23 protein-coding genes are annotated in these 24810 nt (G+C 62.7%); 4 read left to right on the top strand and 19 right to left on the bottom strand.

What is annotated here, in order from left to right:
* The first annotated feature begins 8 nt into the window (after positions 1-8).
* Positions 9-746: a transcriptional repressor LexA gene (gene lexA, locus AC1DYW_RS18920; RefSeq protein WP_095081425.1), complete on the top strand. Its 738-nt coding sequence runs from the start codon at positions 9-11 to the stop codon at positions 744-746.
* Here lexA and AC1DYW_RS18925 read toward each other — a convergent pair.
* Positions 740-3202: a ComEC/Rec2 family competence protein gene (locus AC1DYW_RS18925; RefSeq protein ID WP_477227261.1), complete on the bottom strand. Its 2463-nt coding sequence runs from the start codon at positions 3200-3202 to the stop codon at positions 740-742. The genes lexA and AC1DYW_RS18925 overlap by 7 nt on opposite strands.
* A gap of 102 nt (positions 3203-3304) precedes the next feature.
* Between AC1DYW_RS18925 and gltX the strand changes: the two genes are divergently transcribed.
* Both gltX and gltA read left to right on the top strand, forming a co-directional pair.
* Positions 3305-4729, top strand: a complete 1425-nt coding sequence (gene gltX, locus AC1DYW_RS18930; protein ID WP_457152568.1) for a glutamate--tRNA ligase — start codon at positions 3305-3307, stop codon at positions 4727-4729.
* Between the two features lie 184 nt (positions 4730-4913).
* Positions 4914-6242, top strand: coding sequence for a citrate synthase (gene gltA, locus AC1DYW_RS18935; RefSeq protein ID WP_095081430.1), 1329 nt, complete (start codon positions 4914-4916; stop codon positions 6240-6242).
* Positions 6243-6273: 31 nt separating this feature from the next.
* Here gltA and lpxB read toward each other — a convergent pair whose 3' ends face one another.
* The 13 genes from lpxB to AC1DYW_RS19000 all read right to left on the bottom strand — a co-directional run bounded on the left by lpxB (position 6274) and on the right by AC1DYW_RS19000 (position 19398).
* Positions 6274-7449, bottom strand: coding sequence for a lipid-A-disaccharide synthase (gene lpxB, locus AC1DYW_RS18940; protein ID WP_457152566.1), 1176 nt, complete (start codon positions 7447-7449; stop codon positions 6274-6276).
* Positions 7442-8344 (bottom strand): LpxI family protein, encoded by a 903-nt coding sequence (locus tag AC1DYW_RS18945; protein WP_457152565.1) that lies wholly within the window; start codon positions 8342-8344, stop codon positions 7442-7444. The genes lpxB and AC1DYW_RS18945 overlap by 8 nt, the downstream gene beginning before the upstream one ends.
* A complete protein-coding gene (gene lpxA, locus AC1DYW_RS18950) occupies positions 8331-9164 on the bottom strand; it encodes an acyl-ACP--UDP-N-acetylglucosamine O-acyltransferase (protein ID WP_457152564.1) in 834 nt (277 codons plus the stop codon). The genes AC1DYW_RS18945 and lpxA overlap by 14 nt, the downstream gene beginning before the upstream one ends.
* 13 nt (positions 9165-9177) lie before the next feature.
* Positions 9178-9645, bottom strand: coding sequence for a 3-hydroxyacyl-ACP dehydratase FabZ (fabZ, locus tag AC1DYW_RS18955; protein WP_095081436.1), 468 nt, complete (start codon positions 9643-9645; stop codon positions 9178-9180).
* A complete protein-coding gene (gene lpxD / locus AC1DYW_RS18960; protein WP_477227262.1) occupies positions 9638-10696 on the bottom strand; it encodes a UDP-3-O-(3-hydroxymyristoyl)glucosamine N-acyltransferase in 1059 nt (352 codons plus the stop codon). Before lpxD ends, fabZ begins: the two co-directional genes overlap by 8 nt.
* Before the next feature lie 75 nt (positions 10697-10771).
* The gene (gene bamA, locus AC1DYW_RS18965) at positions 10772-13141 is read right to left on the bottom strand and encodes an outer membrane protein assembly factor BamA (protein ID WP_477227263.1); all 2370 of its coding nucleotides are present in this window, start codon (positions 13139-13141) and stop codon (positions 10772-10774) included.
* A 217-nt stretch (positions 13142-13358) separates the two neighbouring features.
* Positions 13359-14501: an RIP metalloprotease RseP gene (gene rseP, locus AC1DYW_RS18970; protein ID WP_477227264.1), complete on the bottom strand. Its 1143-nt coding sequence runs from the start codon at positions 14499-14501 to the stop codon at positions 13359-13361.
* 104 nt (positions 14502-14605) lie between these two features.
* The gene (locus AC1DYW_RS18975; protein ID WP_457154609.1) at positions 14606-15421 is read right to left on the bottom strand and encodes a phosphatidate cytidylyltransferase; all 816 of its coding nucleotides are present in this window, start codon (positions 15419-15421) and stop codon (positions 14606-14608) included.
* Positions 15418-16152: an isoprenyl transferase gene (locus tag AC1DYW_RS18980; protein WP_095081447.1), complete on the bottom strand. Its 735-nt coding sequence runs from the start codon at positions 16150-16152 to the stop codon at positions 15418-15420. The genes AC1DYW_RS18975 and AC1DYW_RS18980 overlap by 4 nt, the downstream gene beginning before the upstream one ends.
* A 34-nt stretch (positions 16153-16186) precedes the next feature.
* Positions 16187-16741, bottom strand: a complete 555-nt coding sequence (gene frr / locus AC1DYW_RS18985) for a ribosome recycling factor (protein WP_457154608.1) — start codon at positions 16739-16741, stop codon at positions 16187-16189.
* Positions 16742-16851: 110 nt separating this feature from the next.
* The gene (pyrH, locus tag AC1DYW_RS18990) at positions 16852-17574 is read right to left on the bottom strand and encodes a UMP kinase (RefSeq protein WP_013895365.1); all 723 of its coding nucleotides are present in this window, start codon (positions 17572-17574) and stop codon (positions 16852-16854) included.
* A 161-nt stretch (positions 17575-17735) separates the two neighbouring features.
* Positions 17736-18842: an aldo/keto reductase gene (locus tag AC1DYW_RS18995; protein WP_477227265.1), complete on the bottom strand. Its 1107-nt coding sequence runs from the start codon at positions 18840-18842 to the stop codon at positions 17736-17738.
* A gap of 19 nt (positions 18843-18861) precedes the next feature.
* Entirely contained in the window at positions 18862-19398 is a 537-nt protein-coding gene (locus AC1DYW_RS19000) for a nuclear transport factor 2 family protein (protein ID WP_477227266.1), read from the bottom strand.
* Positions 19399-19512: 114 nt separating this feature from the next.
* Between AC1DYW_RS19000 and AC1DYW_RS19005 the strand changes: the two genes are divergently transcribed.
* The gene (locus tag AC1DYW_RS19005; RefSeq protein ID WP_477227267.1) at positions 19513-20433 is read left to right on the top strand and encodes a LysR family transcriptional regulator; all 921 of its coding nucleotides are present in this window, start codon (positions 19513-19515) and stop codon (positions 20431-20433) included.
* 31 nt (positions 20434-20464) lie between these two features.
* On the opposite strand, the gene tsf is transcribed toward AC1DYW_RS19005, so the two are convergent.
* The 5 genes from tsf to AC1DYW_RS19030 form a co-directional block, all read right to left on the bottom strand.
* Positions 20465-21388, bottom strand: a complete 924-nt coding sequence (gene tsf, locus AC1DYW_RS19010) for a translation elongation factor Ts (protein ID WP_457152196.1) — start codon at positions 21386-21388, stop codon at positions 20465-20467.
* Positions 21389-21497: 109 nt separating this feature from the next.
* Positions 21498-22280: a 30S ribosomal protein S2 gene (gene rpsB, locus AC1DYW_RS19015; protein WP_023777441.1), complete on the bottom strand. Its 783-nt coding sequence runs from the start codon at positions 22278-22280 to the stop codon at positions 21498-21500.
* A gap of 176 nt (positions 22281-22456) precedes the next feature.
* Positions 22457-23068, bottom strand: coding sequence for a LysE family translocator (locus AC1DYW_RS19020; RefSeq protein WP_457152197.1), 612 nt, complete (start codon positions 23066-23068; stop codon positions 22457-22459).
* Positions 23065-23343, bottom strand: a complete 279-nt coding sequence (locus tag AC1DYW_RS19025; RefSeq protein ID WP_095081470.1) for a DUF4031 domain-containing protein — start codon at positions 23341-23343, stop codon at positions 23065-23067. The genes AC1DYW_RS19020 and AC1DYW_RS19025 overlap by 4 nt, the downstream gene beginning before the upstream one ends.
* Positions 23344-23427: 84 nt before the next feature.
* Positions 23428-24726 carry a lysophospholipid acyltransferase family protein gene (locus AC1DYW_RS19030; RefSeq protein ID WP_477227268.1) on the bottom strand — a complete coding sequence of 433 codons (1299 nt, stop codon included), beginning with the start codon at positions 24724-24726 and terminating at the stop codon, positions 23428-23430.
* Between the last annotated feature and the right edge of the window lie 84 nt (positions 24727-24810).

Here is a 24810-nt window from a genome sequence, read left to right on the forward strand (position 1 = left end):
GGGCTGCCATGCTGACGCGCAAACAACATGAACTGCTGATGTTCATCCATGAACGGCTCAAGGAAAGCGGCATTCCGCCATCCTTCGACGAGATGAAGGAAGCGCTCGACCTTGCCTCCAAATCCGGCATACACCGGCTGATCACGGCGCTGGAGGAGCGCGGCTTCATTCGCCGCCTGCCCAATCGGGCGCGCGCGTTGGAAGTGCTGCGGCTACCGGATTCGATCGCGCCAGGCCTCAACGCGGCAAAGAAGTTCTCGCCAAGCGTCATCCAGGGCAGCCTCGGTCAAGGCGGCCTTGGCCGGCAACTCAAGCCTGCGTCTTCGCGGATGCCTTCGGCCGGCAATGACGACGACGTGGTTTCCGCCGTGTCGATCCCGGTCATGGGACGCATCGCGGCCGGTGTGCCGATCGACGCCATCCAGCACCAGACGCATTCGATCTCGGTGCCGCCGGACATGATCATGGGCGGCGAACACTATGCCCTGGAGGTCAAGGGCGACTCGATGATCGAGGCCGGCATCTTCGACGGCGATACTGTCATCATCCGCAATGCCGATACAGCCAGCCCGGGTGAGATCATCGTGGCGCTGGTGGATGAAGAGGAAGCGACGCTGAAGCGGTTCCGCCGCAAGGGTGCCTCGATTGCTCTCGAAGCCGCCAACCCGGCCTATGAAACCCGCATTTTCGGACCGGACAGGGTCAAGGTGCAAGGCAAGCTCGTCGGGCTGATCAGGCGCTACTGAGCAGGGCTTGCGACCGGCTTTTCGGGTTTGCGGTAGGGTGGCAGGCCCCTCGCCTCGCGCGAAAACTTGCGCTGCGTGTGCCAGGGCCGGTATGACCCGTCCACCGCGAAGCTGATCGTCGCAGGCGTGGTCGCCGATTGGCGATCGAAGAAGACGGCCGCGCTACCCTTGCGAGCCAGTTGTCGCTTGGTGATGACGAGCACAAGTGGATTGTGACAGGGGTCATAGGCCGTGGCGTCATTGATGACGATCAGGTCGGCGAAGCCGCAGGCCATCCAGGCGTCCTTTCGGTCTTCGACATGCGCGATGATCGCACCGGACGGATGCTTGGCGAGGCAAACGCCCGATGTGCAATAGAAAGGCGCGCCCGACGGCAGCTCGGCGGCATCGGCTATCTCGAATTGCCCGTCTCCTTTGCTGAACACTTCCGGCATGACGATGGTTTCGGATGTCAGCGCGCGTTTCCAGTTGTCGACCGTGAATTCGTTCGGGCGTGCCCGGCTGACGGCGAGTTCGCCAGCCCCGATCGGCAGCGCAACCAGCCTGGCGTCCTCGGAGATCAGCACGTCCGGTGCGCGCGTGTCCGAGACGGTCAACAGGCCGGCAAGCGCGAACGGAAGGGCTGCGAGCCGCAGCCATGTCGTCGCCACCGTCGCAATGACCAAGGCAATCGCCACCAGCAGGACGGACTGCTGCGAAATCAACCCGACCGCGTCGACCGGCGAGCGCTCGGAAATCCATCCGGACATGGCGATCATCACCGTCAGGCCTTTGCCCATCACGTAAAGAAAGGGGCCATCAGCGCCAAAGGGCATCGCCAGCGCACTGAGGACGGCGAAAGGCATCACAACCAGCGAGACGATTGGCATGATGGCGAGATTGGCGAACAGGCTGAGCGGCGACACCCGCTGAAAATGCCAGATGGCAAACAGCGCCGTAGCGCTGCCGGCGATGATGGAGGTCATGGCAAGGCCCCCCATCGCCAACAAGAATTTTCGCGTGAGAAAGCCAGGCAGAGATCGCCGTGGCGGCGGCGGACTCGTTTTCGCCGCACGATGATCAGACCAGCCGGCATAGGCACCGACCAGCGCCGCGGTCGCCGCGAACGACATCTGGAAACTTGGGCCGACCACTTCATGCGGCGACACCGCAATGACCGCGATCGCCGAGATCGCCAGGTTGCGCATGGTCAGCGCCGCCCGATCGAACAGCACGGCAATCAGCATCACCGCCAGCATGATGAAGCTGCGCTCTGCGGCAACGACGACGCCTGAGATGACAAGATAGGCGGCGATCGAGAAAAGCGCGGCGGCCGCGGCGTATTTCTTGACTGGCCGGCGCGCGGAAAAGTCCGGAAACAGGGCGAAGGCGCTGCGCATCAGCATCATGATTGTGCCGGCCACCAGCGCCATGTGCAGCCCTGAAATGGAGATGACGTGGTAGATGCCGGTGCGCCGCATCGCTTCGTTGATCTCATCGGGAATGCCGGCGCGCACGCCGACGATCAGCGCCGCGGCGATCTCGCCTTCGGCGCCACCGATACTGCCCCTGATATGGTCGGCGATGGCTTCACGGGCATTTTCTATCCCCGAGGCAAGGCGGGCTGACAGCGGAGTGTCGTCGTCATTGCCGGCGACAAGCTTTGGATTGCCGAGGAAAAACCCGCTGCCGCCAATGCCGGCGAAATAGCTGTCGAAGGAGAAGTCGTAGCTGTCCGGCCGCACCGGGCCGGTGGGCGGCAATAGCTTGGCGTAGCCGGTGACCAGCGAGCCTGGGGTTATCTCTGCCGGGATCTTTCGTGCCGAAAGCCGAACCCGCTCCGGCGCATAGCGCAATTTCGGCCTGGCTGTCGACGTCACGTCGATGGTCAGCCGGATGCGGCCGGACTCCATTCGGTCAAGCGAGACGACGCGGCCGGTCACTTGAGTCGAGATTTCCGAACCGAGCAACTGCGTTCCCGCCCGCCATGTCTCGACCTTGCCGGCGAGCAGGCCGAGCGTGCACAGCACCGCAGCCATGAAACAAAGATGGGCTTTCGGCCTGGAACGCGAGACGAACGCGCAGAGCCCCGTCAGAACGACGACCGCGACAGGCTTCGCAAAATCAGGTTCCACCGTCAGCGAAAAATAGCCGATCGCTCCGATCGCCAGACAGACCGGCACCAGCAGGAAGGCTACGCCTCGATCAAGCTCCAGGCCCGCTGCCGTGGCCACGCTGTGGCGCAGCCGAGGCAGCGATATCCGGCCGATTTGCCGGCGCACGCGCACGATCCTGCCAACTTCGGCAACAGGAGCGGGGGCGGAGACATCCGCTTGCAACGGCGGGTTGCCGGGGGCCGGCACGAGAGGTGATGGCAGCGGTAACGCAGCCGGCAGCGGCGTCGCAAACAGGGACCGTTCGCTGACGCCAATAGCGGCGTCCTCGCCCTGATCCGAGCCCCGGCCCCGTCCAGCCATCGGGTCTGCCCCTTGCGCCCTCGACACCCTATGCTACATGAACGCGCAACGCGCGAAAGTCCGCGCAACCACACCCCGCTTCAGATGGTTTCCGAGAGTTTCATGTCCGACAAGGTCGTCACCCGTTTTGCCCCCTCGCCCACCGGTTACCTGCACATAGGCGGCGCGCGCACGGCGCTGTTCAACTGGCTGTACGCAAAGCACACTGACGGCACCATGCTGCTGCGCATCGAAGACACCGATCGCGAGCGCTCCAACGATGCCGCGACCGCAGCCATTCTCGACGGGCTTTCCTGGCTCGGCCTCTCCTGGGATGGCGAGGCCGTCTCGCAGTTCGAGCGCGCGCCGCGTCATCGCGAGGTGGCCGAGGAGCTCGTGCGCATGGGCAAGGCCTATTACAGCTACGAGACGCCTGCCGAGCTCGAGGCAATGCGCGAGGCAGCACGCGCCAAGGGCCTGCCGCCCCGCTATGACGGCCGGTGGCGTGACCGGGACCCCTCCGAGGCGCCCGCAGGCGCCAAGGGCGCCATCCGCATCAAGGCGCCGACGACGGGCGAGACGGTGGTGCACGACCGTGTCCAGGGCGAGGTGCGCTTCCCCAACAAGGATCTCGACGACTTCATCATCCTGCGTTCGGACGGCAACCCGACCTATATGCATGCCGTCGTCGTCGACGACCACGACATGGGCGTCACCCACATCATCCGAGGCGACGACCATTTGACCAATGCCGCCCGCCAGACGGTGATCTACGACGCCATGGGCTGGGACGTGCCGTCCATGTCGCATATCCCGCTGATCCACGGCGCCGATGGCGCCAAGCTGTCGAAGCGGCACGGTGCGCTCGGCGTCGAGGCCTATCGCGCCATGGGCTACCTGCCGGAGGCGTTGCTGAACTACCTGGCGCGCCTCGGCTGGAGCCATGGCGACGACGAGATCATGTCGATCAAGGACATGATCTCCTGGTTCGACATCGGCGATGTGAACAAGGGCGCCGCCCGCTTCGACTTCGCCAAGCTCGAGGCGCTGAACGGCGTCCATATGCGCCGCATGAGCGATGCTGAGCTGTTCGACATCTTCATCGCCACCCTGCCCTATCTCGAGGGGGGGCCGGCGATGGCCGCGCGCCTCGACGACAGGAACAAGGCGCAACTGCTGGCAGCGCTGCCCGGCCTGAAGGAGCGCGCCAAGACACTGGTCGAACTTGTCGACGGCGCCGCCTTCCTGTTTGCCACCCGGCCGCTGCCGATCGACGACAAGGCGGCACTGCTGCTCAATGAAGACGCGCGCAAGATCCTGCGCGGCGCTCACGAAGCTTTGACGACCCTGTCAGGTGACTGGACGGCCACTGCGGCTGAAGCCGCCGTGCGCGACTATGCGCAGGCCGGCGGCCACAAGCTTGGCGCCGTGGCCCAGCCTTTGCGCGCCGCCCTGACTGGCAAAAGCACCTCGCCGGGTGTGTTCGACGTGCTTGCCGTGCTCGGCCGCGAGGAAAGCCTGGCGCGCATAGCGGATCAAATCGATTAGGAGCGAACTGGCCCAAGAAGATTGGCATTGAAAGGCGCGTTTCGCAGTGCAACATTAGGCCCTGGCCCAATCTGGCACGCACCTCCTAGAATGCGGTGGCGAATACGCGCATTGCGGTGATTTCGACGTGTCGCTCTGCGGAATTTTGCCTTTGCCGGCATGAGGAAACAAGAAGGAGTTTGCAATGACCGAAGCTGCGAAAAAACTGGATTTGGGCGGCAACACCCACGAGGCCACGGCAACGCTTGAATTCGCCGGCAAGACGCACGAGTTCAAGGTGCGAAGCGGCTCGGTCGGGCCTGATGTCATCGACATCGCCTCGCTCTACAGCACCACCGGCGCCTTCACCTACGATCCCGGCTTCACCTCGACCGCAAGCTGCGAGTCCGAAATCACCTTCATCGACGGCGACGCCGGCATCCTCTTGCACCGCGGCTATCCGATCGACCAGTTGGCCGAACACGGCGACTTCCTCGAGGTCTGCTATCTCCTGCTCTATGGCGAATTGCCGACCAAGGCGCAGAAGGACGATTTCGATTACCGCGTGACGCGCCACACCATGGTGCACGAGCAGATGTCGCGCTTCTTCACCGGCTTCCGCCGAGACGCGCACCCGATGGCGGTGATGTGCGGCGTCGTTGGCGCGCTGTCGGCCTTCTACCACGACTCCACCGACATCTCCGACCCCTACCAGCGCATGGTTGCCTCCATGCGGCTGATCGCCAAGATGCCGACGATCGCGGCGATGGCCTACAAATACCATATCGGCCAGCCCTTCATTTACCCGAAGAACGAGCTGAACTTCGCCGCCAACTTCCTGCATATGTGCTTCGCCGTGCCGTGCGAGGAGTACAAGATCAATCCGGTGCTGGCGCGCGCCATGGAGCGCATCTTCATCCTGCATGCCGATCACGAGCAGAACGCCTCGACCTCGACCGTGCGTCTTGCCGGCTCATCGGGTGCCAACCCGTTCGCCTGCATCGCCGCCGGCATCGCTTGCCTGTGGGGCCCGGCCCATGGCGGCGCCAATGAAGCGGCGCTCAACATGCTGGGCGAAATCGGCCATGTCGACCACATCCCGGAATTCATCGCTCGCGCCAAGGACAAGAACGACCCGTTCCGGCTGATGGGCTTTGGCCACCGCGTCTACAAGAACTACGATCCGCGCGCCAAGATCATGCAGAAGACGGCGCATGAGGTGCTGGGCGAGCTCGGCATCAAGGACGATCCGCTGCTCGATATCGCCATGGAGCTGGAAAAGATCGCGCTGACCGATCCCTATTTCATTGAGAAGAAACTCTACCCGAATGTCGACTTCTATTCCGGCATCACGCTTAAGGCGCTGGGCTTCCCCACCACGATGTTCACCGTCTTGTTCGCGGTCGCCCGCACCGTCGGCTGGATCGCGCAGTGGAAGGAGATGATCGAGGACCCGCGCCAGAAGATCGGCCGCCCGCGCCAGCTCTATACCGGTGCGCCGGAGCGTGACTACGTGCCGATCGCCAAGCGGTGATCGAGGCTTTCCGGATTGAGAAAGGCGCCCGTCAGGGCGCTTTTTTTATGTGACGAAGCACGACACCCGCCGCGATCTCGCCGGACGGCTTGTCGGTCGCCATGCGCCGGGTAATCTCGGCAAAACCTTGCTTCTGCCAGGCGCGCATCCCGCTGTCGGCAAACAGCGCTTCCAGTTGCCGGGTCAGATTGTTCGGCTTGACGTACTCATTATAGAATTCCGGGACCAGCGCCCGATCCGCGATCAGGTTGGGCAACAGCGCCGACCAGACGGACAACAGGTAAGGCGCCACGACGCGCGCGACGGGATCGAGTCTGTAGCAGGAGACCATCGGCACACCGGCCAGCGCCAGCTCCAGCGATACCGTCCCCGACGCGATCAGCGCCGCATCGGCCTTGCCGAAGGCCTGCCATTTGCGTTGGGTATCAAGGATAATCTCGGGTTTCTCATCCCACCGTGTGACCGAGGCCCTGACGAGGTCGGCGACATGCGGGACGGTCGGCAGCAGCAGCCGCAGGCGATGCCCGCGCGCATGCAGCATCGACACCGTCTCGCCGAACGGCTCGAGCAGCCGTCGCACCTCGCCGCGCCTCGAACCAGGCAGGACGAGCAGTGTCTTGACGCGATCCGGAGACGCAAGATCGCGCGGCAGATCCTGCGCCTTGGCAGCACCGAGCACGCCTGCATCATGGGTGAGGCGATGCCCGACATAGGTTCCGGGCGGGCCGCCCAGTCGTTCGAGTTCCTTCACCTCGAACGGCAGGATGCAGAGTACATGGTCGACATAGGGCTTCATGGCCACCGCCCTGCCCGGCCGCCATGCCCACACGCTTGGGCAGACATAGTGGATGATCGGGATCGACGGATTGGCCCCACGCACCTTCCTGGCGACGCGCAACGAGAAGTCAGGACTGTCGATGGTGACGAGGCAATCGGGCTTCTCGTCCGCAACAGTTTTGGCCAGCTGGTTGATCCGCCGCATCAGGCGTGGCAGGTCGCGTAGAATGGCGCTGAAACCCATCAGGGCGATCTCGCCGGCATCGAATGGCGACGTCAGTCCCAGCGCCTGCAAATGGCGGCCGCCGAGGCCGACGAGCTCCACCTCGCGCCTGGTAGCCTGCTTGAGCGAACGCACGATGTCGGCGCCAAGCAGATCGCCCGACTCTTCGCCGGCAACAATCGCAATCTTCAATGCCCTGTCAGGCATGATGCGGCTCCGTAGCGGCAGGCAGACCGATGACGAACAGGCCGAGGGCGTTGGCGCGCGCGACGGTTTCAGGGCCTTCGAGAACCAGCGAACGTCCCGCCTCGACGGCAATGCCGGCAAGCCCGGCCGCATGTACCGCCTCGATCGTCTGCGGACCGATGGAAGGAAGATCCGCACGCAGTTCCTGGCCAGGCTTGGCGCATTTGACCAGCACGCCGCGGGTCTTGCCCGCGATACGGCCGTGGCCACGCAACAGCTTCGCGCGATCAAGCAGTCCGGCTGTTCCCTCGATGCCTTCGAGTGCAATAGTGCGGCCACCGACTGCGATCGCCGCCTGGCCAATATCCAGCGCCCCAATCGCCTTTGCCGCTGCAAGGCCTGCCTCGATGTCGAGCCAGTCCGATTTGCGTGGCGAGGCCTTGGTCAGGACACCCTCGGCGGCGACGAGGTCTGGCACGATCTCGTGGGCGCCGACGATCTTTATGCCTCGTGCTTCGAGACCTCGTGCCACCACCTTCAGCAAGCCATCGTCGCCACGCGCCAGCGCCATGACCACCAGGGGAATCACCGCGAGCAGGCTGAGACTGGGCCGCAGCGCAAGCAATCGTGGCCTGCGCTTGATCTCGCCCGCAAGCACCAGGTGGGTAATCCGGTGCCGCCTCAACAAGGGTATCAGCGAGCCGATACCTTCCAGAGCGAGGCTTTCATGCTCATACCGGGAGAGCTCCGCCATGCGGTCCACCTCGCCTTCCATCAGGATGACAAAGGGAGGATGGCCTCGTTGCGCCGCACCGGCCGCGACTTCGACCGGCAGGCTGCCGCCGCCGGCGATGATGCCGACCCTGGCGCCCGATGGGAGATCAAGACCGGCTGCCGCGGTCTCAGCCTTCGTCATCGACATCGTCGCCATCGCCGCCCTTGAGCGACGGCACCGCATAATGCCGCTTGCCGCGACTGGTGATGAAATCGACGATCTTCATGGCGGTCGGCGACGACGCGAATTCGGCCTTGGCGAATTCGATGTTCTCGCCAACGGTGCGAGAGCGATCGAAGATCATCTTGTAAGCCTTGCGCAGCACATGGATTTCGGACCTCGGCAGGCCAGAACGCTTCAGGCCAATGATGTTGAGGCCGCGCAGACTGGCGCGATTGCCAACCGCGATGGCATAGGGAATGACATCGCCCACGATCGCTGAGCAGCCGCCCAGAAAGGCATTGTCGCCGACACGGACAAACTGATGAACCGCCGTCAGTCCGCCAATATAGACGTTGTTGCCGACCTCGCAGTGGCCGCCCAGCGTCGCTCCGTTGGCGAACGTCGCATTGTCGCCGACGACGCAATCATGGGCGATGTGGGCGTAGGCAAGGAAATTGCCATTGTCGCCGATCGTCGTCTCCCCGCGGCTGGAATCGGTGCCGAGATGCATGGTCACGCCTTCGCGGATCGTGCAGTTCGTGCCGATGACCAAAGTGGTGCGGCCGCCCTTGTGCTTGGTGTTCTGCGGCGGCCCGCCCAGTATTGCCATCGGGTAGACCTTGGTCGAGGCACCGATGGTGGTCGCGCCCATCACCGAGACATGGCTGACCAGTTCGACGCCGTCGCCGATCACCGCATCGGCGCCGACATGACAAAACGGCCCAATGCGCACGCCTTGACCGATTTGGGCGCCCTCCTCCACGACAGCGGAAGCATGAATGGATGTCTTGATTTTCATAAGCATTCGATCGTCAGTCGCTGGTGACCATCATGGCTGAAATCTCGGCCTCGGCCGCCTTGGCGCCGTCGACCATGGCTTCACAAGCGAACTTCAGCAGGTTGCCGCGTTTCTTGATTTTCTTGACATGGATCCTCAACTGGTCGCCGGGAACGACCGGTTTGCGGAATTTGGCATTGTCGATGGTCAGGAAATAGACCAATGACGGCTTTTCAGTGCGCAGGCTGCGGATGCAGATGGCGCCGGCCGTCTGCGCCATCGCCTCGACGATGAGCACTCCCGGCATCACCGGCTGCTCGGGGAAATGGCCCTGAAAATGCGGCTCGTTTATGGTCACGTTCTTGATGCCGACGGCGGACTCGTCGCCATCGATGTCGACGATGCGATCGATCATCAGGAACGGATAGCGGTGCGGCAGGAGCTTCATGAGCCCCATAATGTCGACCGCTTCCAGCGTAGTCGAAGCGATCATGTCAGCCATTGCCTCCCTCGCCCTGTTTGCGGGTCCTGGCGAGCTTGCGCAGCATGGCTATCTCCCGCATGGCTTCCGCCATCGGCTGTGCCGGATAACCACCCCAGATCTCGCCTGCAGGGACATTGCTCATAAACCCACTTCTGGCGGCGAGCTTGGCCCCAGACCCGATGGTCAGGTGATCCGCAAGCCCGACGCCGCCGCCCATGGTGACATTGTCACCCACGATCACGGAACCCGAGATACCCGAAAGCCCGGCTATTATGCAATTGCGGCCGATGCGGACGTTATGGGCGATCTGTACGAGATTGTCGATCTTGGTGCCCTGGCCTATGATCGTATCGGACATGGCGCCGCGATCGACGGTGGTGTTGGAGCCGATCTCGACATCGTCCTGGATAACGACACGGCCGACCTGCGGCACGCGTTCGGGTCCCTTGGCGCCGCCGACGAAGCCAAAACCATCCTGGCCGATCCTGGCGCCTCCATGGATGATGACGCGGTTGCCGATCAAGGCATACTGGATGCTGGCGCCTGGACCGACATAGCCGTCGCGGCCGATCTGGCAGGATTGTCCGATGACAGCGTTGGGCGCGATGACCGTACCGCCGCCGATCGAAGCACCCGGCCCGATGACGGCACCTGCCTCGATGACAGCACCTGCCTCGACATGCGCGGTCGGATCGATATGAGCATGCGGCGAGACACCGGTTTCACTGGTCATTGGTCCCGGTGTCGCGGCCGTCGGGAACAGCAGACGGCCGACCAGCGCGAAGGCCTGTTGCGGACGCGGATGAATGAGTACCGCGATGCCGGCCGGCGCCTTGCTGGCGAATTCCGCCGGACACAGGACCGCGGCCGCCCGCAGCGACAGCATCAGCGCGGAATTGCGTTTGCCATCGACGAAAACGAGCGCATTCTCGCCGCCCTCATTGGCCGGCGCGAGCGCTTCGATCGAGATATGGGATTGGCCGGAATCGACAAGCACCGAGCCGGTCAGATTCGCGACTTCGCCCGCCGTATACCGGCGTGATGGCGCGAAGAACACCGGATCGGTCATTCCAGAAGCTATATCCAGCTAGGTCGGAACATCTCTCCCGGACCTGAAAAATCCGGGAGCATCGTTGGCCGTCGATCAGAAGCGGGTCGATATGCCGAAATTGAACTCCTGCACGTTGTCGGTCGCTTCCTTCTTGACCGGGATCGCATAGTCGATACGGATCGGACCGAACGGCGATGCCCACATCAAGCCGAGGCCGACCGAGGCGCGCAGCTTCAGGTCAGTCGACGTCTGGGTGACAGCCGCATTCTCGATCTTGGTGCCATAGAGCGTTGCTGCGTCCGCGAACACCGCGCCGCGCAGCCCGAAGCTCTCCGGAATGACTGGCAGCGGGAACTGGGCTTCGGCCGAGGCATTAAAATAAGTCGTGCCGCCGAGATGGTCACCCGTAACACTGTCCACAGGGCCAATGCCGCCATATTCGAAACCACGGATCATGCGGTCGGTGCTCTGGAACTGATCGAAGATACGCAAACCGCCGTCGCCGCCGTAACCCTCGACATGACCCGCGCCAGCCGAGAGGAGGCCAACCAGATCGAACTGCTCTGAAAGCGTCTGATAGATGCTGCCGCGCCCAGTCAGCTTCACATACTTGGCGTCGCCACCGAGGCCGGCAAATTCGGCCGTCGTTGTGGCATAGATGCCTTCGTGCGGGTTCTTCATGTCGTCGATGGTGTTGTAGACCAGCCCCAGGCTGACCGACGACTTGATCCAGGGGCTTTCCTCGATACCTTGAACGATCGCCTGCGAAACATCGCAGTCGCCCAGCACGCCGTCTCCATTGTCATCGCAACCGTCGTCGTACTCGTACTTTTCCCGGGCGATGTTGTACGCCAACTGCGTCGAGATGCTGTTGGTGATCGGCAGGCCGAAGCGCACCGTCGCACCCGTGGTCTCGCTATCGTAGTGATCGTAATTCCGGGTCTGTTGGAAGATATCGAAGCCGGCGGCGATGCGCCGTCCGAGGAAATAGGGTTCGGTGAAGGACAGGCTGTAGTCGCGCGAATTCTTGCCGCCGCCTGCCGACAGCTTGATAAATTGGCCGCGGCCTAGGAAGTTGCGCTCGGTGATCGATCCTTCGATGGACGGACCCGCCGTGTCTCCACCGGTCGAGTAGCCGGCGCCGACCGAGAATTCGCCGGTCGATTTTTCGACAACGTCGACCACCAGCACGACTTGGTCAGGCTGCGAGCCTGGAACGGTCGAGATATCGACTTTTTCAAAGTAATTCAGGTTTTCCAGGCGCTTCTTCGCGCGCTGGATGAGAACTTGATTGAAGGCGTCACCTTCGCTGACGTCGAACTCGCGGCGAATGACATAATCACGCGTGCGGTCGTTGCCGCGGATCTCGATGCGTTCGATATAGGCTTTGGTGCCCTGGTCGATGGTGTAGACCACCGAAATGGTGTGGTTCTCGAAATTGCGGTCGCCGCGCGGCGTCACCTGCGCGAAGGCATAGCCGGAACCGGCCACCTTCTCGGTCAGCGCGATGATGGTGTCCTCGACGTCCTTGGCATTGTAGACGTCGCCCTTGCGGGTCTCGACCACCGATTCCAGAGACTTCGAGTCGACTTCCGGGATGGTGCTTTCGACGCTGACATCGCCGAACGTGTAGCGGTCGCCTTCTTGGACGGTGATGGTGACCGTGTACTTGTTCGTCGCACTGTCGAGTTCGCCGACGGCGGACACGACCTGGAAATCGGCATAGCCGTGATTGTAATAGAAGCGGCGCAGCAGCTCCTGGTCGGCGCGCAGCTTGTCGTCGTCATAGACGTCGTCGCGCAGAATGAACGAAACCCAGGACGAACGCTTGGTGTTGATCACATCCGACAGGCGGCGGCTGGAATAGGCGCTGTTGCCGACGAAATTGATCGCCGCGATCTGAGTGCGATCGCCTTCACTGATGTTGAAGACGACGTTCACGCGGTTATCGCCAAGCTGCATGACCTGCGTGGTCACGGTCACATCGTCGCGACCGATGCGCCTGTAGGCAGCCTTGACCGCTTCGACGTCGGAGTCGAGCGTCGCCTGCGAAAACGTTCCGCGCGGCTTCAACTGCACCGCCATCTCAAGCGCGTTGTCCTTGAGCTTCTTGTTGTTCTGGAACAGCACCTGGTTCACGACCTGGTATTCGGCAACCTTGACCACCAGTGTCGAGCCGACCTGATTGATCTGCACATCCGAGAACAGGCCGGTGCCGAACAGCGCCTTGACCGCGCTGTCGATATCGGAGCTGGAGAAAGCTTTGCCCGGCTTGATGGTGATGTAATTGCGGATGGTTTCAGCGTCGATACGCTGGTTGCCGCTCACTTCTACTCTGCTGACGACAGCGGCTTCGGCCGCCGATGTGGCAACGAACTGCACTGCGAGCGCGCCTGGCACCACAAGGGCCGCAGACAGGGTCACCGCGGACGCGGCGCTCAGAAACTTGGATGCTGCCTTCATCGGGCTTAATAACCTTTTCTCGTAGTCCCCACGGCGAGAAAACCGGACGTGCGGTAATTTCTCCTACCGTATTAACCGGATTTTCCCTACACGCAAGGCTTCTGGTTAATTTGAATTTACTTAACCTTGCGGCGTGGCTTTCGCGTCACTCATATTCCGGGGCATGGTAAACGGCGTCTCAACAACGTCCATGCCAAAGCCAAATTTCTTCATGATTTCAGCATCCAAACAGATCGTTCCAGAAAACGAAACCCATGAAGCACAGCACCAGAAGCAACCCGGCCCGATAGGCCATTTCCATCATCCGATCCGACACCGGACGGCGAATGACGGCCTCCACCCCGTAGAACAAGAGATGGCCGCCGTCGAGGGGGGGAATCGGCAAAAGGTTCAGAAACCCGATGCCGACAGACAGCAGTGCAATCAGTTGCACGAGCCATTCGAACCCAAGTTTCGCTGCCTTGCCGGCCATGTCGGCGATCTTCACCGGGCCGCCCAGCTGACATTTATCCTCACGCCCGACAACGAAACGCTGCAGGAACTGACCAGTGCGCTGAATGACATGCCCAGTCTCCTCGACTGCCGCGGCAACCGCCCCGACGGGCGTGTAGGTGACGAGGCGGGGCTGGCCGAGTTCCTTGTTGTTGACGACGCCGATCACGGCAACCTTGACCTTGTTGCCGAGCGCGTCTTCCTGTTCCATCAGCCGCGGCGCCGCGGTCACCGTGACCTCCTTGCCGTCGCGCAGCATGACGAAGGTGATGGCGTCGCCGGCACGGCCGGAAACCAGACGCTGGACGTCACCAAAGGTTTCGACCTTGCTGCCGTCGACGCTGACGAATCGGTCACCGGGCAGGATGCCGGCTTTCGCCGCCGGGCTGTCAGCCGTCACCTCGGCGACCATCGGCTCGGCGACATAGCGGCCATAGGCGGAAAACAACACGGTGAAGACGACGATCGTCAGCAGGAAATTGAACAGCGGCCCGGCGACGACCGTCGCCGCGCGCTTCCAGATCGGCTGCGTGTGAAAAGCGACCTTGCGTTCCTCCTCGGTCAGCGTCTCGATCTCTTCCGAAGTCGGCTGACTCGATGTGGCGTTCATGTCGCCGACGAATTTGACATAGCCGCCAAGCGGTATCGCGCACAGTTTCCAGCGCGTGCCGTGGCTGTCGCTGAAGCCGAAAAGCTCCGGGCCGAAGCCGATCGAGAAGGCCTTGACCCCGATGCCACACCAGCGCCCGATGAGGTAGTGGCCCATTTCATGGACGAACACGACCACGGTCAGCACAAAGAGGAACGGCACGAGCGTGCCAAGGACGAAGCCTTGTGTGCTGAAAAGCGCGTGAAGAATCTCGTTCAAGATAAACCCTCAAATTCTTCCGCGGCGCGGATAGCGCCGTGACTGTGGCATCAATCCAGGCGAATCCAAGGCGCGGCGCGCATCGAGCCCAGAAATGACGCCTCTCAAACCGGAAACAGCCCCTGCGCCGGATGATCGGCGGTCGCCGAAATCCAGCCGATGACGTATAGGGCGAAAGCCGCCGCGACAAGCCCGTCGACACGGTCCATGACGCCGCCGTGGCCGGGGATGAGCGCACCCGAATCCTTGCGACCGTGGCGGCGCTTGATCCAGGATTCAAACAGGTCGCCAGCCTGGGCGACAATCGACAGCACGAGCGCCACAAGGCCGAGCAACGCCAGATTGCCGACGCCGGCAACCGCGGCCAGGATGAGCCCGGCCACAACTCCGCCGACAGCGCCGCCGAGCGCGCCGCTGCGTGTCTTGCCGGGAGAGATCGACGGCGCCAGTTTTGGGCCGCCGACCGTACGGCCAACGAAATAGGCAAAGATATCGGTGGCCCAGACGACCGCGAACAGGAACAGGATGGCGACGAGGCCTGAACGATCCCCGTCGCGCAACAGGGCAAGCGACAGGCCGGAAACACTGGCATAGGCAAGACCGGCCGCGTCCCATCGTCCGGTCTTGCGAACCGAGGCGGCAATCGCCACTGCGGCAACCGCCACCACGACAAGCGGCAGCAGCCACGATGCGGCAAGGCCGGCAATCAAGGCCCCAATGAAAACAACCAGCAGCGCTTCCGGCAGGAAACCCAGGCCCGTGGCCTCGGCCGGGCGCGACATGCGTGTCCATTCATAGAAAATCACCGCCGCCATCACGGCACACAGCAACCGGAACGGCAGCCCCCCAAACCAGGTCAAGCTAAGGGTAATGATGGCAAGCACGACTGCCGAAATGACGCGAAGCTGGAGATTGCTCATCCTGCGGCCGGTCGCGAGGCAACGTCCTGCGAGCCAAGTCCGCCGAATCGGCGTTCGCGGCTGGCAAATTCGCGCAGGGCCTCGGCAAGATGCTCGCGGCTGAAGTCGGGCCAGTAGCAAGGCAGGAAGACGAGCTCGCTATAGGCAGCCTGCCACAGGAGGAAGTTCGACAGCCGCAGCTCACCACTGGTGCGGATGACCAGTTCCGGGTCGGGGATGCCTTGCGTGTCGAGTGCGCCGGCAAAGCTTTCGGCGGATATCGCCTCGCTGTCGAGTTCGCCACGGGCCACGGCTGCGGCAAGCTTGCGCGCCGTCCGCACGATCTCGTCGCGTCCGCCATAGTTGAAGGCGATCACCAGGGTCAGCGCTTCATTTGCGGCGGTCAGCGATTCGGCCTCGTCGAGCAGCCCCCTGATGTCGGATTGCAGCCCTGCCCTGTCACCGATGATTCTGACCCGCACACCGCTCTGGTGCAAATCGGCGAGATCACGGCGGATGAACAGTTTCAGCAGGCCCATCAGGTCGCTGACCTCGGACTTCGGCCGCGACCAGTTCTCCGACGAGAAGGCATAGACAGTCAGGAAGGAGATGCCGAGCCCGGGTGCGGCGCGCACCGTCTTGCGCAGCGCTTCGACACCGGCCCGATGGCCAGCAAGACGAGGCATGCCGCGCGCTTTGGCCCAGCGTCCGTTTCCGTCCATGATGATCGCGACATGCGCGGGCGTTGCCATGTTCTCGCTTTCGGGTCAGCCGATGGCCAAAACCCTAAACCTGCATGATTTCAGCTTCCTTATCGGAAAGCAGGTGGTCGATGGTGCTGATCGTTTCGTCGGTAAGTTTCTGGACCTGTTCGGAACGCTTGCGCTGATCGTCCTCGCTGATGTCGCCGTCCTTTTCCGCCTTCTTCAGGAAGTCCATGCCATCGCGGCGCACGTGGCGAGCGGCGACGCGGGCGTTCTCGGCGTAGCCATGCGAGATCTTGACCAGTTCCTTGCGGCGCTGTTCGTTGAGCTCGGGCAGCGGAATCCTGAGATTGGTGCCGTCGACGATCGGGTTGAAGCCCAGATTGGATTCGCGGATGGCGCGGTCGACCGCGCCGACCATCGACTTGTCCCAGACCGACACCGAAATCATGCGCGGTTCCGGCACCGAGACGTTGGCGACCTGGTTGATTGGCATGGTGGTGCCATAGGCCTGCACCTGGATCGCGTCGAGCAGATTGCTGGAGGCGCGACCGGTCCGCAGCGAAGCCAGATCATGTTTGAACGCGGCGATTGCCCCGTCCATGCGCCGCTTGAGATCGTCGTACACACCACTCATCTTAATCTCCTCGACCCGTCTAGCGCGGGTTCACTGCTTTGGGGCAAGGCCCCGTGTTCGAGCCTGATTTTCGAAAACCGTCATCCCTTTTTCGGGACCAGGCCCCAGGATCAATCGTCCGCGACGACCGTGCAGCGGCCGCCGCCCCTTAGAATATCGCCAAACCCACCTTTTTCGTGGATCGAATAGACGATTATCGGAATGTTGTTTTCGCGCGCAAGTGCAATCGCAGCCGTATCCATGATGGAGAGGCCGCGTTTTATGACTTCACCATGGCTGATGCGCTCGAAACGCGTCGCATCCGGGTCCTTCTTCGGGTCGGCCGAGTAGACACCGTCGACCTGAGTGCCCTTGAACAGCGCGTCGGCGCCGATTTCGGCCGCACGAAGTGCAGCCGCCGAATCAGTGGTGAAGAACGGATTGCCGGTGCCGCCGGCAAAGATCACCACCTTGCCCTGGTTCATGTAGGCGGTTGCCTGGCGCTGTGAGAAACTCTCGCAGAGTTCGGGCATGGCAATCGCAGAAAGCACCACGGCGTCGACGCCGATCTTGTTCAATGACGTGCGCAGCGCCAGTGAATTGATGACCGTGGCAAGCATGCCCATGTGGTCGCCGGTGACGCGGTCACCGCCCTTGGAGGCGACGGCCACGCCGCGAAAGATGTTGCCGCCGCCGATGACGACGCCAACCTCGATGCCCAGTGCGCGGGCTTCGGCGATATCGGCGGCGATGCGATCCACCACCGAAACGTCGATGCCGAAATGCTGTTCGCCCATCAACGCTTCGCCCGACGCTTTCAACAAGACACGTCGGTAGAGGGGCTTCACCGTCATCTGGTCCTCGTCATTTTGCGTGTGACGCGTTCCGGGTGGCTACCCTCGCGCAGGCGCCGCCCCGAAACATGGCGCGATGCCGTGTTCCGATACACGAAGGGCGCCGCGATGTCACGCGGCGCCCGAGCCGGAAATTCGAGATCGAGACGCTCAGCCAATCATTAGCTGACGCCGGCGAAAGCGCCCTCTATCAGCAGGTCCGGGAAGTAGCCCATCGGCTTGCCGCCGACCGCCTGACCCCCGGTGAGGCCGCCCTGGATTTCCGGTCCGAAGAACGAATATGGAAACGGCGTGACTGGCCGGCTGACTGCGTCGAGCCGTACCAGAAGCTCTCGCGGAATCTCGAAATCGAGCGCGCCGAGATTGTCCTTGAGCTGATCCAGCCTGGTCGCACCGATGATCACCGAGGCGACACCTGGCCTTGTCGCCGCCCAGTTCAAGGCGATCTGGGCCATGCCGCGGCCAAGCTCGCCGGCAACCTTTTCCAGTTCGGCAACGATTGCCCAGTTGCGGTCGTTGAATTTCTGAAAGCCCGGATTGCTCGAGCCGCGCATCGTCTCCAGCCTGCCGCCGGCCTTATTGATTGTATCTGAACGATATTTGCCACTCAGAAGGCCGCTTGCCAGCGGGCTCCAGGCCATGATGCCGGCGCCGTAGCGCGTGCCGAACGGCACGAATTCATGCTCGATGTTGCGCTCGGCCAGCGAATATTCGAGCTGCAGCGCCGAAACCGGTTCATAGCCGCGTTGCTCGGCGACGGATTGCGCCCTGCTCGCGTACCAGGCGGGGACGTCGGAGAGGCCGACATGGCGGATCTTTCCGGCGCGCACCAGATCGTCAAGCGTCCGCATCACCTCTTCCGGCGACGTCAGCCTGTCCCAGGCATGCAGGATATAGAGATCGATATAGTCGGTACCGAGCCGCTTCAGCGAGCTTTCGACGGCGCGGATGATGTTCTTGCGGCCATTGCCGCCGGCATTCGGATTGCCCTGCTCCAGATTCATGCTGAACTTGGTGCTGATCACCGCCTTGTCGCGCAGGCCGCGCTCGGCGATGAACTCGCCAAGCCAGGTCTCGGAGGTGCCGCCGGTATAGGCGTCGGCGGTGTCGAAGAAATTCCCGCCTGCCTCGACATAGGCATCGACCAGAGCGCGCGCCGTCTCCTTGTCGGCACCCCAGCCCCATTCGGTGCCGAAGGTCATGGTCCCGAGTGCCAGGCGGGTGACTCGTAGCCCGCTGTTGCCAAGGGTGTAGTAGGACATGGTCATGATGTCGTTCCGATCCTGTTCAATGCCGATCCTGTCCGGGGGTCGCCTTGACCCACGGATTGCCGCGCTCATGCGTCATGCGGAATGTGAAGCCGTCCACCATCCAACCCGCGCCCGAACGGGTCAGGTGGTGTTCGTAAGTGCCCCAGACTTCCCAGAGCGGGTCGCCATTGCCTTCCATCCGGTTCCAGGCATAGCCATTGGAGGACACGGTCGCGGCGTCGCCGTCGATGGCGACCTGGTGGTTGGTACGAAGATGCAGGCTGGTCTTGCTGCCCCTGAGATTCGCTGCCCAGGTCCCGATCAGATCGTCCGAGGCGACGGTGGCCGAGGGCTGTCCGCTCAGGCTGCTGAAGTCGACGGTGACACGGTCGGCGAAATAGCTGCGGGCCAGCCGCCAATCCTGTGCATCGACGGCACGATCGATGGCATCGGCGATACGGATAACCGCGCGCTCATCGGCGAGCGTCATTTCGCGCGATGGCTCGGCTCCGCCGGCGTCGACCGGCGCCAGCGCAATACCCGCCGCGAAGGTAGCGTACTTCAATGCATTCATGTCTCTTTTCCTTTACGCATCGGCCGCCGCCGATCTGTTGGCGACAATGTGGGCCAGCCCGCCGGCGTCGAGAAGATTGCATTATCTGCACAGACTATGCGATATCATGCATGAATGGATCGCGACCTGCTCAGCCATCTTCCCGTCATCGTCGCCGTGGCGCGACGCGGCGGCTTTGCGTCCGCCGCCGCGGAACTTGGCATGAGCCCTTCGGCGGTCAGCCACGCGGTGCGCCTTGTCGAAGAGCGGATCGGCCAGCCGCTGTTTGCCCGCACCACGCGCAGCGTTGCCTTGACCGAGGCCGGTGAGGCGCTTGTGGCGGCAGCGGAGCCTGCCCTGGAGGATATCGCGGATCGGATCGAGCGGATTCGCTCGGTGAAAGGCAGGGCGAGCGGCCTGCTCAAGATCAATGTGCCGCGCCTGGCGTTGCCGCTCGCCTTGATGCCCATCCTGTCGGCAATGGCCGAGCGCTATCCCGAAGTGACGGTGGAGGTGTTCACCGACGAGCGCCTGAGCGACATTGTCGGCGAAGGCTTCGACGCCGGCATAAGGCTGGGCGAGATGATTGCCGAGGATATGGTGACGGTACGGCTGACCGAGCCGTTCCGAACGATCATCGTCGCCTCCCCCGCCTATGTTGGCCGCCACGGAAAGCCGCGAACGCCGGCTGATCTCTCCAGCCACAACTGCATCGGCTATCGTCTGTTGCGATCGCGCGCGCTCTATCGCTGGGATCTGTCCGACCAGGGCAATGATATCGGCGTCGAAACGCGTGGCAGCGTCGTCGTCACCGATCCGCTGTCGGCGCGCGACATGGCGCTGGCCGGCATCGGGCTGGCCTACCTGTTCGAGCCGCTGGTGCGAGCCGACATCCAGGCCGGCCGGCTGGTCGAGGTGCTGCGCGAAGCCGCGATCGACGAGCCTGGGCTGTTCCTCTATTTTCCCCGCCGGGCGTCGATGGCGCCGAAGCTCAGGGCTTTCATCGACACCGCACAAGAAATCGGCCGGGCATCCCTGCGGACACCCGGCCGATAAAATTCGTCAGAAGGACAGCCGCCGCGGCAGCTTACTTCTTGACCGCCGCCGCGACTTCCGCCGCGAAATCGGTCTCTTCCTTCTCGATGCCTTCGCCCAGCGCAAAGCGCAGATAGGCGGTGATCTTGGCAGGGGCGCCGATGTCCTTCTCGGCATCCTTCAGCGCCTTCTCGACGGTGATGTCGGGATTGAGCACGAAGGCCTGCTTCAGGAGGACGACTTCCTCGTAGAACTTGCGCAGACGGCCTTCGACCATCTTCTCGATGATCGCTTCCGGCTTGCCGGACTGGCGTGCCTGATCGGAGAAGATCGCCTTCTCGCGCTCGATTGCCGCCGGATCGAGTTCTTCGGTGGTCAGCGCCATCGGGCTGGTGGCGGCGACATGCATCGCGACCTGACGCGCAAACGCATTGGCCGCATGCTCGTTGCCCGTGGTCTCGATCGCGACCAGCACGCCGAGCTTGCCAAGGCCATCGGCAACCGCGTTGTGGACGTAGGTGGCGACGGCGCCATGCGGAACGGTGAGCTTGGCCGAACGGCGGAAGCCCAGGTTCTCGCCGATGGTGCCGACGGCGTCCTTGATGGTGTCGGTGACCGACTTGTCCGAACCCGGATACTTGGCCGCTGCAACCGCGTCGGTCTTGCCGCCATAGGCGAGCGCGACCTTGGCCACATTGGCAACGATCTCCTGGAATGCAGCATTGCGAGCAACGAAGTCGGTCTCGGAATTGACTTCGACGACGGCAGCTTCGCGCGGGCCGGAATCGACGCCGATCAGGCCCTCAGCCGCGGTGCGGCCGGCCTTCTTGTCAGCCTTGGAAATGCCCTTCTTGCGCAGCCAGTCGATGGCCTCTTCCATGTTGCCGTTGGTTTCGTTCAACGCCGCCTTGCAATCCATCATGCCCGCGCCGGTCAAGTCGCGGAGTTCTTTGACCTGTGCAGCCGAAATGCTCATTGTCGCCTCTTTGTTTTAAATGCACCGACGCACCATCGAACCTCGATGATGCGTCTGTTTAGCGTGCCAAAATATGAGAAAGATGAAGGCCGCAACCGGCCTTCGATTGTTAAGCTTCGGGGGCTTCCGATGCCGGAGCCGGATCGAGAGCCGGTTCGACCGGAGCTTCGACCGAAGCGCCGATGTCGACGCCGAGTGCACCCTGCTGGCGGGCGATGCCGTCGATCGCAGCCTTGGCGATCAGGTCGCAATAGAGCTGGATGGCGCGGGCAGCGTCGTCATTGCCGGGGATCGGGAAGTCGATCTTGTCCGGGTCGCAGTTCGAATCGATGATGGCGACGACCGGGATGCCGAGGCGCTTGGCCTCGAGGATTGCGATCGCTTCCTTGTTGGTGTCGATGACGAACATCAGGTCGGGCGTCGAGCCCATGTCCTTGATGCCGCCCAGCGCCTTGTCGAGCTTCTCGCGCTCGCGGTCGAGGTTGAGGCGCTCCTTCTTGGTGAGGCCCTGGGCCTCGCCGGCCAGCATCTCGTCGAGCTTGCGCAGGCGCTGGATCGAGTTCGAGATCGTCTTCCAGTTGGTCAGCATGCCGCCGAGCCAACGTGAATTGACGTAATACTGGGCCGAACGCTGTGCCGCATCGGCGACGATGTCGGACGCCTGGCGCTTGGTGCCGACGAACAGCACGCGGCCGCCCTTGGCGACAGTGTCGGAAACCTGCTTCAGCGCCTGGTGCAGCAAAGGCACAGTCTGCGAGAGGTCGATGATGTGGATGTTGTTACGGGCGCCATAGATGTAGGGCGCCATTTTCGGGTTCCAGCGGTGGGTCTGGTGGCCGAAGTGAATGCCAGCTTCCAAAAGCTGGCGCATGCTGAAATCAGGCAGAGCCATTCTTAGTTCCTTTCCGGTTAGCCTCCACGGACACAGGCATTTTTGGACTTTGTCCTCGAACGCCACCGGAGGTTTCAGCCGGATTTCTCCCGGGCAGACACCAAAGTCCGTGTGTGGAATGAGCGCGCATATAGAGGGGATGCGCGACAAACGCAAGCCGTGTGGCGTTTCACCGCTCAGCGTGCGGCAATCAGCGCTCCTGTGCCGATCATCGCGCTGCCGGCAAACCTGTTCATCAGCCGCATGCGTCTCGGCGTCCTGAACCAGCCCGCAGCCCGCCCGGCAAGTGCAGCATAGATACCCATGGTGAGGATGTTGACGCTGATGACGACCGCGACCACCAGCAGTCCGTCGGCAAGGGTCATGGTGTTGAGGTTCAGGATCAGCGGCATGATCGAAGCATGGAACAGGATCGCCTTCGGATTGCCCAGCGCAATGGATGCGCCGAGGAAGAACGACCGTGACAATCGCGCCTGCGACGCCTGTGGTTCATCCGATTGCGTGGCGGCGGCTCGCCACATCCTGATGCCGAGGAAAACCAGATAGGTAGCGCCCGCGTATTTCAGCAGGAGAAAAACCCATTCGAAAGTCTGGGCCAACGCCACCAGTCCGAGCAACGCCAGGGTGACCAGCACGGCATCGCCGGCGGCGACGCCGACCCCGGCCACGAACGCACGAAGAAACCCGCGCGACACACCATTGGTTATGACCGCGAACATCGCCGGTCCCGGTGTTGCGGCTGCAAGCGTGATCGCGGCGCAATAAGCCAGAAATGCCGTTGGTGTCATCGCCGAGCCTTTCCATTGGGCACCCGCACCCGCCGGAAGATCGCGACGATCTCCTCGCGGCTGCATTCGAAAGCGCCGAGCCGCACCGCACGGTCGCGCTCGAAGCCGGTTATGTCATAGTGCGGCGCCGAAGTCTTGGGCGGCCCCTGATAGGATGAGCGCTTGAGGCCGAGTTGCGCGGCGAAGCGATGCAACTCGTCGGTGTCGTCAGCCATCAGATGGCACCAGCGATGGCCAGCCCAGTTCCAGATCGCCGCGTCGACATAGACTGCCATGAAGCTTGCTGTCTGCCTTTCATTCTTCGCAATCCGCCATTTTTCGCAAGCGAATGACGATCGGCCACATGGCCCGTGTGAATGTCAGTGACGATAGAATGGATTCGGATAGAAAATGAAGCTGCCACCGGCCGTAAGCTCAGCCACCGTGCTGGCGACTGTGGCCTGCATGCGACGGTGCAACTCGGCAACCGCATCGTCGACCGAGCCGGCATGCTCATGCAAGCCAAGTGGATCGGGTACCCGGATGTAGGCGCAGCGCGGTCCGGCCGGCTGCGGAATGAGCCGGTTCATCGTGTCGCGCAATCCGCTCCGGCAATAGTCGTTGCGGATCCGCTTCAGGTGCTCGGCGATCTCCTCCTGCGTGATGCGCGGATTGGCCGAGGCCCACGACCCGACGCGTTGCAGCCTCTGAATCGTGTCGGCGAGCGCGCGGACCTTCTTTTGCTCGTCCGCATCGCCGGTGTTTTCGCGCTGCGAACGACGCGCCAGCCTCAGAAGCTCGGTGGTTTCGGGGACGGCGGTGTCTGGAGAAATGGCCTGGCCAAGCCGACGGCTGAGTTCGGCGACCAAAGCCTTCTGGCGCCCGGCATAGCTCGCGCCCTCTTCGGATGACAGGCTCCACCCGGCTTCGTCGCGGGCCAGCAGCGTCGAATAGATATGGTGGATGCGCTGTGGCAGCGTGTCGGTCGCTTGGCGTTCTATTTTCAGGTTTTTCTCGACAAAGGTGCATTCCTTCGCCAGCGCCGCTTCGACATTCCTGGTGAAGACCAGTTTCCAGACGACCGGCGCGATCCAGACCTTGAAATCTGGATCCGTGGCCCGACCTCGCTTGAGCGCCTCAAGCCCCATCTCGACGGCGCCCGGCAGCAACGGCGCCACGATGTTGGCATGCCAGCCGACGCCGCCTTCTGGATGCAGCAGCACGCCATGGCCTTTCAATGCCCAGGCGACGGAGTGTTCCTTGGCTGCCCCGCTGTTGCCGGGAATCTGGGCGATCAGGTTGTTGGCCAGCCAGAATTTCTGCATCAGCCGGCCAAGCCCGTTGACGACGCCATTCGTTGCCCAGGAAGCGGCAAGCGGGCTGACCTGCGACACGATCTCCTTGTCGATCATCCAGTCGGTGAAGAACTCTGGATGATTGGGCGTGACGAAGGTCGCCTTCCCCGCCCCGCAACTGGCCTTCAGCCGCTCGAGGTCGGCATGCGGAAAGTCGATATGGCGGACATTGGCGACGCCACGAAGCCCGGCCAGGCGGTTGAACGGCAAGATATCGCGAAAACCCGGTATCCCCCGCAGCATGACGATCCGGTTGACTGATGTCATGGCCCTGATCAGCGCCGGATTTGGCCTCGGCGCCACGAAGACATCGATCCTGCTCAAGCTGCTCCCCCCTTTTGCGTCTCGACGCTGGAGGAAGTTGGGGAGCAATTACGGCGCGTTCAAGTCGTTTGCCACGACAACGCC

It is taken from the genome of Mesorhizobium sp. P2_D5 (assembly GCF_056404355.1).

What these genes read in the sequence shown, in the direction of transcription:
- lexA (WP_095081425.1), top strand. Translation starts at nt 9, where the DNA reads ATGCTGACGCGCAAACAACATGAACTGCTGATGTTCATCCATGAACGG.
- AC1DYW_RS18925 (WP_477227261.1), bottom strand. Translation starts at nt 3,202, where the DNA reads ATGGCTGGACGGGGCCGGGGCTCGGATCAGGGCGAGGACGCCGCTATT.
- gltX (WP_457152568.1), top strand. Translation starts at nt 3,305, where the DNA reads ATGTCCGACAAGGTCGTCACCCGTTTTGCCCCCTCGCCCACCGGTTAC.
- gltA (WP_095081430.1), top strand. Translation starts at nt 4,914, where the DNA reads ATGACCGAAGCTGCGAAAAAACTGGATTTGGGCGGCAACACCCACGAG.
- lpxB (WP_457152566.1), bottom strand. Translation starts at nt 7,449, where the DNA reads ATGCCTGACAGGGCATTGAAGATTGCGATTGTTGCCGGCGAAGAGTCG.
- AC1DYW_RS18945 (WP_457152565.1), bottom strand. Translation starts at nt 8,344, where the DNA reads ATGACGAAGGCTGAGACCGCGGCAGCCGGTCTTGATCTCCCATCGGGC.
- lpxA (WP_457152564.1), bottom strand. Translation starts at nt 9,164, where the DNA reads ATGAAAATCAAGACATCCATTCATGCTTCCGCTGTCGTGGAGGAGGGC.
- fabZ (WP_095081436.1), bottom strand. Translation starts at nt 9,645, where the DNA reads ATGGCTGACATGATCGCTTCGACTACGCTGGAAGCGGTCGACATTATG.
- lpxD (WP_477227262.1), bottom strand. Translation starts at nt 10,696, where the DNA reads ATGACCGATCCGGTGTTCTTCGCGCCATCACGCCGGTATACGGCGGGC.
- bamA (WP_477227263.1), bottom strand. Translation starts at nt 13,141, where the DNA reads ATGAAGGCAGCATCCAAGTTTCTGAGCGCCGCGTCCGCGGTGACCCTG.
- AC1DYW_RS18975 (WP_457154609.1), bottom strand. Translation starts at nt 15,421, where the DNA reads ATGAGCAATCTCCAGCTTCGCGTCATTTCGGCAGTCGTGCTTGCCATC.
- AC1DYW_RS18980 (WP_095081447.1), bottom strand. Translation starts at nt 16,152, where the DNA reads ATGGCAACGCCCGCGCATGTCGCGATCATCATGGACGGAAACGGACGC.
- frr (WP_457154608.1), bottom strand. Translation starts at nt 16,741, where the DNA reads ATGAGTGGTGTGTACGACGATCTCAAGCGGCGCATGGACGGGGCAATC.
- pyrH (WP_013895365.1), bottom strand. Translation starts at nt 17,574, where the DNA reads ATGACGGTGAAGCCCCTCTACCGACGTGTCTTGTTGAAAGCGTCGGGC.
- AC1DYW_RS18995 (WP_477227265.1), bottom strand. Translation starts at nt 18,842, where the DNA reads ATGACCATGTCCTACTACACCCTTGGCAACAGCGGGCTACGAGTCACC.
- AC1DYW_RS19000 (WP_477227266.1), bottom strand. Translation starts at nt 19,398, where the DNA reads ATGAATGCATTGAAGTACGCTACCTTCGCGGCGGGTATTGCGCTGGCG.
- AC1DYW_RS19005 (WP_477227267.1), top strand. Translation starts at nt 19,513, where the DNA reads ATGGATCGCGACCTGCTCAGCCATCTTCCCGTCATCGTCGCCGTGGCG.
- tsf (WP_457152196.1), bottom strand. Translation starts at nt 21,388, where the DNA reads ATGAGCATTTCGGCTGCACAGGTCAAAGAACTCCGCGACTTGACCGGC.
- rpsB (WP_023777441.1), bottom strand. Translation starts at nt 22,280, where the DNA reads ATGGCTCTGCCTGATTTCAGCATGCGCCAGCTTTTGGAAGCTGGCATT.
- AC1DYW_RS19020 (WP_457152197.1), bottom strand. Translation starts at nt 23,068, where the DNA reads ATGACACCAACGGCATTTCTGGCTTATTGCGCCGCGATCACGCTTGCA.
- AC1DYW_RS19025 (WP_095081470.1), bottom strand. Translation starts at nt 23,343, where the DNA reads ATGGCAGTCTATGTCGACGCGGCGATCTGGAACTGGGCTGGCCATCGC.